The 11,942-nt window shown below is 64.6% G+C and carries 8 protein-coding genes and 2 riboswitches; of the genes, 4 read left to right on the top strand and 4 right to left on the bottom strand.

Annotated features, from left to right (window positions below):
* Positions 1 to 164 precede the first annotated feature (164 nt).
* Positions 165 to 1,031 (top strand): PEP-CTERM sorting domain-containing protein, encoded by an 867-nt coding sequence (locus AC56DV_RS20930; protein WP_496316156.1) that lies wholly within the window; start codon positions 165 to 167, stop codon positions 1,029 to 1,031.
* 60 nt (positions 1,032 to 1,091) lie between these two features.
* Here the strand turns inward: AC56DV_RS20930 and AC56DV_RS20925 are convergent, their stop codons facing one another.
* Together AC56DV_RS20925 and AC56DV_RS20920 are read right to left on the bottom strand one after the other, a co-directional pair.
* A complete protein-coding gene (locus tag AC56DV_RS20925; RefSeq protein ID WP_496316155.1) occupies positions 1,092 to 2,894 on the bottom strand; it encodes a S8 family serine peptidase in 1,803 nt (600 codons plus the stop codon).
* Between the two features lie 138 nt (positions 2,895 to 3,032).
* Positions 3,033 to 3,121: riboswitch (cyclic di-GMP riboswitch) on the bottom strand.
* 406 nt (positions 3,122 to 3,527) lie between these two features.
* A riboswitch (cyclic di-GMP riboswitch) is annotated at positions 3,528 to 3,615 on the bottom strand.
* 329 nt (positions 3,616 to 3,944) lie between these two features.
* Positions 3,945 to 4,925, bottom strand: a complete 981-nt coding sequence (locus AC56DV_RS20920; RefSeq protein WP_496316154.1) for a hypothetical protein — start codon at positions 4,923 to 4,925, stop codon at positions 3,945 to 3,947.
* A gap of 136 nt (positions 4,926 to 5,061) precedes the next feature.
* Here AC56DV_RS20920 and AC56DV_RS20915 point away from each other — a divergent pair, with 136 nt between their 5' ends.
* Positions 5,062 to 6,306: a PAS domain-containing sensor histidine kinase gene (locus tag AC56DV_RS20915; RefSeq protein ID WP_496316153.1), complete on the top strand. Its 1,245-nt coding sequence runs from the start codon at positions 5,062 to 5,064 to the stop codon at positions 6,304 to 6,306.
* Positions 6,307 to 6,323: 17 nt separating this feature from the next.
* Here the strand turns inward: AC56DV_RS20915 and rpoD are convergent, their stop codons facing one another.
* Complete coding sequence (rpoD, locus tag AC56DV_RS20910; RefSeq protein WP_496316152.1) at positions 6,324 to 8,858, bottom strand: RNA polymerase sigma factor RpoD; 2,535 nt, start codon at positions 8,856 to 8,858, stop codon at positions 6,324 to 6,326.
* A 343-nt stretch (positions 8,859 to 9,201) separates the two neighbouring features.
* Between rpoD and AC56DV_RS20905 the strand changes: the two genes are divergently transcribed.
* Positions 9,202 to 9,717 (top strand): ProQ/FINO family protein, encoded by a 516-nt coding sequence (locus AC56DV_RS20905; RefSeq protein ID WP_496316151.1) that lies wholly within the window; start codon positions 9,202 to 9,204, stop codon positions 9,715 to 9,717.
* On the top strand, positions 9,717 to 10,403 hold the full coding sequence (locus AC56DV_RS20900; RefSeq protein WP_496316150.1) for a 3'-5' exonuclease: 687 nt from the start codon (positions 9,717 to 9,719) through the stop codon (positions 10,401 to 10,403). Before AC56DV_RS20905 ends, AC56DV_RS20900 begins: the two co-directional genes overlap by 1 nt.
* Here AC56DV_RS20900 and AC56DV_RS20895 read toward each other — a convergent pair.
* Complete coding sequence (locus AC56DV_RS20895; RefSeq protein WP_496316149.1) at positions 10,400 to 11,851, bottom strand: aminotransferase-like domain-containing protein; 1,452 nt, start codon at positions 11,849 to 11,851, stop codon at positions 10,400 to 10,402. The genes AC56DV_RS20900 and AC56DV_RS20895 overlap by 4 nt on opposite strands.
* Between the last annotated feature and the right edge of the window lie 91 nt (positions 11,852 to 11,942).

Genomic DNA, 11,942 nt, shown 5'->3' with positions numbered 1-11,942 from the left:
TAAGTTGAATAAAATACTGTCGAATTTCTTTACAGATTTTTTCTTATCAAACGAGGCCAAAATTAAAACATGAGCATATTCAAGCTTTTATGATGCTAGGCTCGCTTTATGCTTATATCCCGATCAGTGAACGGTTGGTTTCAAATCACAAGGAGGGTATAAAAATGAAGCGATACTTAGGGGTTCTGCTGCTTACTGCGATGTGGACCGCCACCACTCAGGCGGCCGTCCTCTCCCTTACAACGGCAAACAGCTCAGGCACAATTAACAGCGCCACGTTTACACAAGTGGCGCCCCAGCCAACCGGTTCCGGCGTCATCGATTCCTTTGTCCGCATCAGGGATAACCAGGACATTGTCCAGGGCTATAACACGACGGTATCCAATACATATCAGAACGATGGCACCAACACCTTTAATCACGAAATTACCGTGGGGCAAGTAGGCCTGATTGATACCAATGGGGCTGCGGCGGGCGGCGAGGTCATGAGATTCCTTTTGGACATCAACCAGACGGGCGCCAATCCGTTCTTGACCTTGGACGAAGTGCAGATTTTCCTTTCCACCACGGCGAATCAATCCATCGAACCGATACTGGCGGACGGCGCCTTGCTGCCACTGGCCAATGCGACCACCGTGTATCAGATGGATGCCGGCGGCGACAACCGCGTTGAACTCGACTACAGCCTTAACAGCGGTAGCGGCAGCGGGGACATGACGCTGGATATACCGCTCTTCATGCTCACCTCCGCATTCGCGACGGGAGGCTACAACACGCTGGAAGCCCAGAATGGCGCGTTTATTTACCTGTACTCAAGGTTCGGCAGCGTCAACGAGAATAACGACGGGTACGAGGAATGGGCGCACTTCCAGGGCAATCCGATCGGCGAACCGCCTTGCGACCCGGCAGTCCAGGATTGCGGACCACGGGAGCTTCCTGAACCGGACAGCCTCGCGTTGATGTCGTTGGGCATGCTTGGCGCGGCCTTTGCCGCCAATCGCAGCCGCCGCCGGGGTGGCCGGCGCGGATGACGGCCCAGAATGAAAAAACGCCGGTCACAGACCGGCGTTTCATTGCTTGCGTGTTGAATGTTACTTATTGACCTGGATCGACTTGCTGCTGGTGTTGCCAGCCGCGTCACGGGCTACGGCCTGGATGGTATGCGCGCCACCCGATGCCTTGCGGCTGTTCCAGGTGTAGTTCACCGTGCCATTGCCGGTTGCTTTGAGCTGGCCATCGATATACAGGTTGACGACCGACAAGGCAACGTTGTCGCTGGCGCTGATGCTGATGCTCACATTGCCGTTCACCGTCGCGCCGTTGACCGGGTTGTTGATATTGACCACCGGTGCGGTCAAGTCGACCGAACCGGCCGTGTTGGCCACGGTGACGTTGATGGTGCTCGATGCGGAGTTGCCTGCCGCGTCATATGCCTTGGCCACCAGGGTGGTGGCGCCGTCGGCGCGGGTGGTGGAATCCCAGCTGAAACCGTAAGGCGCCGCGATGTCCGTGGCCACCAGGTTGCCGCCGGCGTACAGTTCGACGCGGGTCACGCCGACATTGTCCGACGCCGTGACGTTCAGCGCGATCAGGCCTGTCACCGTGCCGCCAGACGTGGTGAACGCAACCGTAGGCGCCTGGTTGTCGGTGGTGGCGGCTGCTTTTGCCGCTGCCACGGCGCGGGCGGCGTTAATGCGGCCATAGCCGTAGTAGTCGTCGCGGCCGGCCGCACCCTTGTCATCGGCGGTCGAGGTCAGGATCGAATCCACCTGGGCGGGCTGCAGCGCCGGGTTGGCCGACAGCATCAGCGCAACCACGCCGGCGGTCAGCGGGCTGGAGAACGAGGTGCCGTTGACGGCAGCGTAGCCGCCACCCACGGTGGTGGTCCAGATCCCGGCGCCGGGCGCGGCGACGTCGATGTACGGGCCATAGCTCGACCAGCTGGCACGCTGGTCCGAACCATCGGTGGCGGCGACGGTGATCATCGTGTTGGTGTTCGGGCTGGCATCGTAGGTGCCGGCATTGCCGCCGGCGGTGACAACCACGCCGCCTTTGTTGCGCATGTATTGCGCGGCGCTCTGGACAGCGGCCACGTCGTCCACGCCGTAGCTGATGTTGGCCACGCGCGCGCCATGGTCGGCAGCCCAGATCAGCGCGTTTGCCACGATGCTGTAGTAGGTAATATAGCCGGACGGGTCGCTGATGCGCATCGGCATGACTTTGGCGTTCCAGGCAGCGCCGGCCACGCCGGCCGAGTTGTTGCCGATGGCGCCTGCGACACCCGCCACCTTGGTGCCGTGGCCGTAGACGTCGGCCGTATTGCTGCTGTTGTCATAGAAATTCCAGCCAGGAACGATGCGCGCGGCCAGGTCCGGATGCGAAGCTTCCACGCCGGTGTCCAGAATGGCGATCGTGATGCCGCTGCCGGTTGCAACGTCCCAGGCTGCCGGGGCCTGCACCATCGGCAGGTGCCATTCGTTGCCGTAGTACGGATCGGCCGGGGTTTGGCGCATTTTGAGCACGCCGTCGAGCTCGGCGGATTTCACGTGCGGGTTGCGGGCCAGCGCCTGCATCAACGCCTGCTCGCGTCCCGGCGGCATTTCCACCACATAAATATTCGGTCCGCTGCCGTCCGCTGCGCTGTCCTTCGCCGGCTTCCCGCCGGTCAGCTTGCGGCTGCCATTGCCGCCGTGCGTCTTGATGATCTTGTCGAATTCCGCTGCCGGCAGGCCGGCACGGGTGGTCACCAGAATGCGGCCGCTGGCCCACTGCTCCGGCGGAGCTGCTTGTGCGGTGACAGGAAGTGCTGCCAGGCTGCTCAGTGCAACGGCGGCGGCGATGGCGAAGCGCGATTTTGCGAATTTGAAGGCGGTGTTGGAGGCGGCGATGGTCATGGTGGTTGTCCTGATTTCAAATTAAGGCTGAAACAGGACTGCTGGTACACCCGCTGAACCCACTGCGCCGCCGAGACCGGGTCTCGGGCGCACACTAGCTCCCACCCTCCGTGGCGAACACGGAGAAGTTGCGTTTGTTCTGGCAGTCCTGCCGTCATAGGGACCGGAATCCCTTTAGACCGTAGACTTTGCGTGCCATGCTTTCGCATGGTTTGCCCTTTTCAGATTGCTGCTTAGATACGAGTGCACGATTTGCTGGTAAGCAACCGCTTGCACCAAAGTACTTTTTTTATGCTGCAAATTGGTCTGAAGTCTTGCAAAGTAGGGTTTGCGTGATTTTACCCAAAAGAAAAAAATAACCGATTGCAAGAGGCTCACAATTATGCAAAGCAACTTTCAAGATAAAAGTTATATTATTAATTAATTGATTAGTTTGACTTGCCAAAGCGGTGCTGAAGCCGGCATGCGAAGGCGGGCCTGAACGCGGCTGCGAAGATATTCTGGGGAGAGGGCGGCGTGCTTCATGGCTATCTTCCTGTGCTTGAATATTTTCAAAGACAGGGCTGCACAACCATGCGGTAACACGGCCCGGCGGCCCGATGGGCGCGAGGGGAACGATCTTACACCACACTGCCTGGCAGCCCTGCCGTCATGGGGTCATAAACCCGTTAGACCGATGGCTTTGCGCCCCCCGTTTTCGCGGGGTTTGCCGTTTTTCAGACTTCGAAACGAATAGTAAACCAGAAGTTTATGTGTGGCAATTGAATATATGCACGAATACTTTCAAATGGATAGTCACAGTTAATTAGGATATGAGTATCTTTACCATATTAATTTCCGGAGAAAAATAAAGATGACCATTCTATAAAACATTGGAGGGGAATTTAATAATGACCGATTATCCATGAATATTTCCCGTTAGAAATATAAATCAAAACGTTGGAATGGGATTGGCGCCGCTGGCCCGCTTGTAAGACGTGCCGTCGAACACGTAACGCGCCGCCGATGCGTTTGGTGATGCGCACCACGTTGTCCTCATCGGCGGCGGCTTCAGCGGCCGCCAGGCTGGCGGGGGGTAGCCACACGCTCCTCGCCCTCAAAGTCCATCGCCAGGTCGGCGTAGCGCGCCCCGGCCTCAGGCGGCAAGACGCGCCAGCGAGCGCGCACGTCCCAGCATTCGGCCACGCGGCCGCCGCAGGTACCTTCGGTGTCCGCCAGCACTTGCCCGTCCGGCCCCATCAGCTCGCGCGGCTGCGGGTCCGCGACGTCGAACAGCGACAGGAACATGGAGGTGTAGCCCTGCCATGTGCCGCCGCTTTCGGCCGCCAATCCAACCCTGCCCGGCGCCAGTGTTACCCAGCTCAGCGTACCGACGTTGCCGAACACCCCCAGAGCCGCGAAGTTTTCATGGCGGCGCAGCACGCGCCAGGCGCCCTGCCCTTGCCCGGCCCCCTCCTGCTTCAGCACGAAAATGCTGAGCAGGCCCGGGGTGGCGTGCGCGGTCTGGGCCTCGCCTGCATCGTTGCACGCCTCGCCGTTAAACACCAGCACGGTTTCACCGCCGGGCAGCACGGTGGAGGCGACGCGCGACAGCAGGTACAGGCCTTGCGATCCGGGCTGGTCGGGATCGTTCAGCGCGGCCACCACGCCGCCGTCCTTGGCCGTGGCATAGTCGCCGAACAGCGCCTTGAGCAGCGGCGCGGCGTCAACGCCTGCCATGGCCAGGTCGGGCGAAACAGGCCCGGGGCTTGGCGGCGCGGCGGCCGGGATGGCTACCGCTGCGGTGGCGGTGGCCGGCACCTCCCGCCGCGCGACTGTCACCTGCGCCTCGGTGCCCCTGGCGGCGCCGCCCCAGCTGGCGTGCATGTAATTGGACAGGGCCGCCACTTCCTTGCCGGACAGTTTGCCGGCGAAGCCGGGCATCTCCTGCATGCTCTCCTTCTGCCCGAAATGCTGGGCCCGGATGCCGTCCAGCGTGACGGCGATCAGGTTGTGCGCGTCGGCGCTGCGCACCGAGGTGTTGCCCTTCATCGCCACCGCCGCGTGCGGCTTTATTGATGACGAGTTCCAAGCCGAAGAAACTCCAGTAGGACTGGCGTCGAATATGCAGGAAACTATGGCATGCCTCGCCCGCGATAGAAAAATAATAAGAAGGTATAATTTAACGATGTTTGCAGAGGGCATCTTCTTTCAGGCGTTTCCCATCGCCGCCGGCATCGCCGGCCTGGCGCTGTGGCGCCACGCTGCGCGCGCGCGCCGGGCCGCCGAAACCGAACTGGCCAGCGTGCGGCAGCGCCTGGCCGCCAGCGAGCGCGACGCGGCCGTGGTGGCGCACAGCGAGCGCCAGTTGCGCGACATCCTGGCCCGGCTGCCGCTGGCGCTGTTTGTGAAGGATGCCGATTCCCGTTTCGTGATGATGAACGCGGCCTGCGAGGAGGCCTTCGGCCAGACTTTCGCCACCCTGGCTGGCACCCACGGCGGCGAGCATTACCCGGCCGAGCAGCAAGCCGGCTTCCTGGCCGCCGACCGCGCCGCTTTCGCCTCGCGCAAGCTGTGGACCGACGAGGAGTGGGTGTGGCACGCCGGCCTGCGCCAGGACCGCCGCCTGCTGACCTACAAGCAGCCGCTGTACGGCGAGGACGGCCAGCCGGCGCTGCTGATCGGCATGTGCGTCGATGTGACCGAACGGCGCGCCGCCGAGGAGGCGCTGCAGTCGAGCCTGCGCCAGCTGCGCGAACTGAGCGACCAGCAGGAAACCGCGCGCGAACGCGAGCGGCGGCGCCAGGCGCAATGCCTGCACGACGACCTGGGCCAGAGCCTGATGGCGCTCAAGCTGGACGCCACCCTGCTCGGCAGCGCGTCGCAGGCGCGCCATCCGCGCCTGCACGCCCACAGCATGCGCGTGCTGGCCACGCTGGACTGCGCCATCGGCGCGGTGCGCACCCTGATCAACGACTTGCACCCCAGCACGCTGGAACTGGGCCTGCCGGCAGCCACCGACTGGCTGCTGAAGCAGCAGGAACGGCGCAGCGGCATACACTGCCAGCTGCACCTGATCAGCGACAGCGCCGCGCTGGCGCCGCCGCAAACATGGGCCATCTTCCGCATGATCCAGGAGGCGCTGTTCAGCATTGAAACCTGCGCCAAGGCCACCCGGCTGGACGTGTCGCTGGACCTGCGCCCCGGCACGCTGCTGATCGTCATCAGCGACAACGGCCTGGGCCGCCAGGCAAACGGCAGCCGCAGCGCCACGCTGGCCATGCTGGCGCTGCGCGAGCGCGTGGCAGCCTACGGCGGCGAGCTGGGCGAAGACAGCGCGCCCGGGCGCGGCACCACCCTCACCATCATGCTGCCCAATCATGAAAAACGGGAGGCCGCAGCCTCCCGTCCGGGTCCATCCGTGCGCGCCTGACGGCGCATCCCGCCGGCTTAATGCGTGGTCAGGAAAGTCTTCAGCTTGTCCGAGCGCGACGGCTGGCGCAGCTTGCTCATGGCCTTCGCTTCGATCTGGCGGATGCGTTCGCGCGTCACGTCGAACTGCTTGCCCACTTCTTCCAGCGTGTGGTCGTTCGACATTTCCACGCCATAACGCATGCGCAACACCTTCGCTTCGCGCGGGGTCAGCGAGTCCAGCACTTCCTTGATCACGTTGCGCATCGACGCGTGCAGCGCGGCGTCCAGCGGGGCCAGCGTGGTGTTGTCTTCGATGAAGTCGCCCAGTTGCGAATCGCCGTCCTCGCCCATCGGCGTTTCCATCGAAATCGGCTCTTTGGCGATCTTCATGATCTCGCGCACCTTGTTCTCCGGCATTTCCATCTTGACCGCCAGCGTCGCCAGGTCCGGCTCGCTGCCGGTTTCCTGCATGATCTGGCGCGAGATGCGGTTCATCTTGTTGATGGTCTCGATCATGTGCACCGGCACGCGGATGGTGCGCGCCATGTCGGCGATGGAACGCGTGATGGCCTGGCGGATCCACCAGGTGGCGTAGGTCGAGAACTTGTAGCCGCGGCGGTATTCAAACTTGTCCACCGCCTTCAGCAGGCCGATATTGCCTTCCTGGATCAGGTCGAGGAACTGCAGGCCGCGGTTGATGTACTTCTTGGCGATGGAAATCACCAGGCGCAAGTTGGCCACCGTCATTTCGCGCTTGGCGGTGCGGGCGCGCTTCTCGCCGGCCGCCATCTGCTTGTTGATCTTGCGCAGGTCGGCCAGCGGCAGCGCCACGCGCGCCTGCAGGTCGATCATTTTCGATTGCAGCTCTTTCACGGCCGGCACGTTGCGGCCCAGCACCGCGCTGTACGGATAGCCCGCATCGACTTCGCCGTCCACCCAGTCCAGGTCCGTCTCGTTGCCCGGGAAGACCTTGATGAAGTGGGCGCGCGGCATGCCGCAGCGGTTCACGCACAGTTCCAGCACGGCGCGCTCGATGGAACGCACTTGCTCCATCTGGCCGCGCAGCGTGTCGCACAGCTTTTCCACCACCTTGGCGGTGAAGCGGATGCCCAGCAGCTCGGCGGAAATGACTTCCTGCGCCTTGTTGTAGGCCGGCGAACCGTAGCCGCCGGCGGCCTTGCGCATTTTCTCGAACTGCACTTCGATCACTTCGAACTTCTCCAGCGCGCCCTTCTTCAGCTGCACCAGCTGCTCGGTGGAGAAGCCGGCCGCGCCGCCGTTGGCGTCGCCGTCTTCTTCTTCGACTTCTTCCTCTTCTTCCTCGTCCTCGTCCGACGCGGCGGCATGCGCATTGGCAGCAGCGGCCGGCGCCGGCGCGTTGCTGGCTTCGTTCAGGTCGACGAAACCGTCCACCACTTCGTCAACCTTGGCTTCGTCGTTCTCGATCTTCTTGGCCAGCGCGATGATTTCCGCGATGGTGGTCGGGCAGGCCGAGATGGCCTGGATCATGTCCTTCAGGCCGCCCTCGATGCGCTTGGCGATCTCGATCTCGCCTTCGCGCGTCAGCAGCGCCACGGCGCCCATTTCGCGCATATACATGCGCACCGGGTCGGTGGTGCGGCCGAAGTCGGAGTCCACGGTCGACAGCGCGGTGGCGGCGGCGGCCTCCACTTCGTCGTCGCTGGTGACGGCGGCCACGTTGTCGGTCAGCAGCAGGCTTTCCGCGTCGGGGGCGCGCTCGTAGACCGCGATGCCCATGTCGTTGAAGGTGGCGATGATGCCTTCGATCGCCTCCGGATCGATGATGTTTTCCGGCAGCTGGTCGTTGATCTCGGCATAGGTCAGGAAGCCGCGGTCCTTGCCCATGTTGATCAGGTTCTTGATCTGCAGGCGGCGGCGTTCCAGGTCCTCGGCGGTCACGCCTTCGGTGCTCAGCGCGTCCAGCCCCTTGGCCTTGCGCTCGCGCGCTTTCGACACAGCCTTCAGCTCGGCGCGCTCGACGGCGTTCAGCGCCGCCACTTCATCGTTTTCCGGCGTGAATTCGCTCGGCTTGCGGCCACGGCGGCCCGGCACTTTCACGCCCGGCAGCAGGTAGCCGGAGGTGTCGATGGTGGCCAGGGTGGCGGCATCGGTCACCTGGCTCACGGCCGGGGCGGCGCCCGGCGCCACCACCACCACCGGGGCCGGCTCGGCCTTGGCCTTGGCGGCGCGGGTCTTCACCACCACCGGCTTGGGGCCGGCCGGCGCGGCCAGCGACACGGCGGCCGAAGCGGCGCCGGCCTTGCGCGCCACCTTGACGGTGGCTTTCTTCTCTTCCGCAACCACGTCGGCCACGGCATCGACGGCCGACGTGCTCATTTCAGCCAGCTCGGCCACGTCGGCGGCGGCGTTGTCGGCACCGGCCACGGCGGCCAGGCGCGAACGCGTCTTTTTTACAACGGTAACTTTGCCGGCAGCCTCTTGCGCATTGTCGATGACATAAGATAAAGTGGTCTTAGGTACAGCCAGTTCCGCCGTTTTAGCGCGGGGGGCTTTAGTGGACAGCGTGAGGGTTTTCGGCGTTTTCGTCATTACAAATATCTCTCAATGGCAGACCCGGGGGCCGGCGGCGCGTAGTGAAAACAATGCCACCCGGGCCGGCAAGGGTCCGATGGCGCGTAGGGGTGCTGGAATGAAAAAAGCCCGTTCGGACGGGCTGGCAACTACGTACAGTGCAGAGCGGGAAAAGGCAGAGTAACTCCTGTTTCAACCTGACGGGCACGGTGCTTCATTTGGTGCGTCGGCAATTATAGCGCGTTTCGGGCCGGCGCGCACGCGCAAAATTGTGGTTAAAATAACATTTTAGCGGATTTGGCAATGCACTCCCCTGCCCAGCGTGATATGCTGGCGGCTCTCTGCTTAACCTGTGATGTCGATGAACACTAGCCTTACCCCTGAGCCAGCGGCTGAAGTTGCCACCCCGGTTGTAATCAATCCGGTCGTTGCCGCCCCGGCCAATCCTGCTGCGGCAAGCCCGGACGCCGGCGCGCCGGCGCTGACCGCCCGCACCCTGCTGAAACAGCTGCAGCAGCAGTTCCCCCCATTCCGCGATTGCCTGCCCCTGTCGATCGGCATCGACAAGCAGATCCTGGCGCAAGTGCCGGGCATCGACAAGAAGCTGATGCGCACCGCGCTGGGCATCCACACCGGTTCGCAGCGCTACCTGCGCGTGATGGAAAAAGCCACCGTGCGCTACGACCTGGACGGTACCGCCGGCGCCGAAGTGACCGATGTGCACCGCAAGCACGCCAAGGAAGTCTTGAAGGAGCGCCTGAAGAAGGAAGCCGACCGCAAGAAGGCCGAGCGCGATGCCGCCGCCGCCGAGGAAGCGGCCCGCGTGCGCCAGGACAAGCTGGCCCAGCTGACGGCCAAGTTCTCCAAAAAAGGCTGATGAGCGACACCGCTGCGGTCTCCGCCGAGTCCGCGCCCGAGCTGCCGCCTTATGTCGGCATTACGCTGGCCGAAGTGCGGCTGGTGAAGACCGCCGCCGACGCGGAGGAAGCGCAGGCGGCGCTGCTGGCGGCCGACGCGGTGGGCTTCGACACCGAATCCAAGCCGACCTTCCAGAAGGGCCAGAGTTCCGACGGCCCGCACCTGATCCAGCTGGCCACCGACCGCCTGGCCTACCTGTTCCAGATCGGCGCCGCGCCCTCGCCGGCGCTGCCGGCGCTGAAAGCGGTGCTGGAATCCGAACTGACGCTGAAGGTGGGCTTCGGCCTGTCCGACGACGTGCGGCGGCTGCGCGCCAAGCTCGGCATCGAGCCGGCGCGCGTGGTCGACCTGTCGGTGGCGCTGCGCGGCGGCCAGCGCAACGACCTGGGCGCGAAAAGCGCGGTGGCCAAGTTCTTTGGCCAGAAGCTGCAGAAATCCAAGAAAATCTCCACCACCAACTGGGCCAGCGCCCGCCTCAGCGAGCGCCAGATCCTGTACGCCGCCGACGACGCGCAAGTGGCGCTGCGCGTGTACCGCCACTGGATCGCCGCCGGCAACGTGCTGCCGCCGCAGCGCCCCGCCAAAGCGCGCCGCCCGCAGCGCCGCCGTCCCGTGGCCGACGCATCTCCCGCCGGCGACAGCTAACACCGGATCAAGCTGCCCAGCGTGGCGATGGCCGCTTCGTGCGCGGGCGTCCACGGATGGCCGTAGTTCAGCCGCAGGCAATTGCGGAATTCGCGCTTGGCCGAGAACATCGGCCCCGGCGCGATGCCGATGCCGTGCTCCAGCGCGGCGGCGTGCAGCGCCAGCGCGTCCGCGCCGTCCGGCAGCACCACCCATAAAAAGTAACCGCCCTCCGGATGCGTGACGCGCGTGCCGGCCGGGAAGTGCCGGGCCAGCGCCGCCAGCATCTGCGCCTGCTGCTGCTTCAATGCGCTGCGCAGCTGCCGCAGGTGGCGGTCGTAGCCGCCCTGGCCCAGGTAGTCGGCCAGCGCCAGTTGCGACGGCATGGCGGCCGCCAGGCTGGTGCTCAGCTTGAGCCGCTCCACCGCCTGCGCGTAGCGCCCGGGCGCCGCCCAGCCCACGCGGAAGCCCGGCGCCAGGCATTTCGAGAACGAACTGCAATGCAGCACCAGCCCCTGCCTGCCCGGCGCGTCGTAACGCTTGGCCAGCGCCGGGCGGCGCGCGCCGAAATACAGCTCGCCGTAGACGTCGTCCTCGATCAGCGGCACGCCGTGCGCGGCCAGCAGCGCCACCAGCGCCTGCTTCTTCTGGGCCGGCATCAGGCTGCCCAGCGGATTCTGGAAACTGGTCATCAGCCAGCAGGCGGCGGGACGGTGGCGCTGCAGCGCCTCGGCCAGCGCGCCCAGTTCCATCCCTTCGCGCGGATGGGTGGCCACTTCCACCGCCTTCAGCTCCAGCCGCTCCAGCGCCTGCAGCGCCGCGTAGAAGCTGGGCGACTCCACCAGCACCGTGTCGCCCGGCCTGGCCACCGCCTGCAGGCACAGGTTCAGCGCTTCCAGCGCGCCGTTGGTGACCACGATGTCGGCAGCCGGCACCGCCGCGCCGTCCAGCTGGTAGCGCAGCGCGATCTGGCGCCGCAGCTCGCCGTTGCCGGCGCCCAGGTCGGCCACCGAGCTCCACGGGTCCAGCCGCCGCATGCTGGACGCCACCGCGCGCGCCAGCCTGGGCAGCGGAAACAGCTCGGGACTGGGGAAGGCGGAGCCGAACGGCGCCGCCTGGCGCGCACGCGCCGCCTCCAGCACGCCGAACACCAGCCCGCTGACGTCCACGCTGCGCGGCGCGCCGTCCGGGCGCGAGGGCTCGGGGTCGGGCTGGGGGGCGGGCTGGGGACCAAGCTGAAAGCCGGGCGCAGCGGCCGCGCGGGCCGGCGCCACGTAGTAGCCCGAACGCGGCCGCGACTCGATCACGCCGCGCGCCTCGAGCAGGTAGTAGGCCTGGAACACGGTGCCGGGGCTGGCGCCGCGCCGCGCGTGCTGCTGGCGCACCGACGGCAGCCGCTCGCCCGGCAGCAGCACCTGCCGCGCCACCATGTCTTCGATTTCCTGCGCCAGCGCTTCGTACAGTTTCAAACTGATCCTCGGTTTTATTGCGATTCTGAGCCTGTCAAACTTGGCAACACAGGCGTATCCTGTCCCCTGATTCCCATCCAAAAGCTATTTT

It is taken from the genome of Massilia sp. BGA-UO-ETr-WB1, from assembly GCF_059567845.1.
The sequence above is the reverse complement of the archived record's forward strand: the minus strand, read 5'-3'. Positions and strand labels throughout refer to the sequence as shown.

Excerpts from the sequence above, each read along its gene's own strand:
- AC56DV_RS20930 (WP_496316156.1), top strand. The coding sequence starts at position 165 with ATGAAGCGATACTTAGGGGTTCTGCTGCTTACTGCGATGTGGACCGCC.
- AC56DV_RS20925 (WP_496316155.1), bottom strand. The coding sequence starts at position 2,894 with ATGACCATCGCCGCCTCCAACACCGCCTTCAAATTCGCAAAATCGCGC.
- AC56DV_RS20920 (WP_496316154.1), bottom strand. The coding sequence starts at position 4,925 with ATGAAGGGCAACACCTCGGTGCGCAGCGCCGACGCGCACAACCTGATC.
- AC56DV_RS20915 (WP_496316153.1), top strand. The coding sequence starts at position 5,062 with ATGTTTGCAGAGGGCATCTTCTTTCAGGCGTTTCCCATCGCCGCCGGC.
- rpoD (WP_496316152.1), bottom strand. The coding sequence starts at position 8,858 with ATGACGAAAACGCCGAAAACCCTCACGCTGTCCACTAAAGCCCCCCGC.
- AC56DV_RS20905 (WP_496316151.1), top strand. The coding sequence starts at position 9,202 with ATGAACACTAGCCTTACCCCTGAGCCAGCGGCTGAAGTTGCCACCCCG.
- AC56DV_RS20900 (WP_496316150.1), top strand. The coding sequence starts at position 9,717 with ATGAGCGACACCGCTGCGGTCTCCGCCGAGTCCGCGCCCGAGCTGCCG.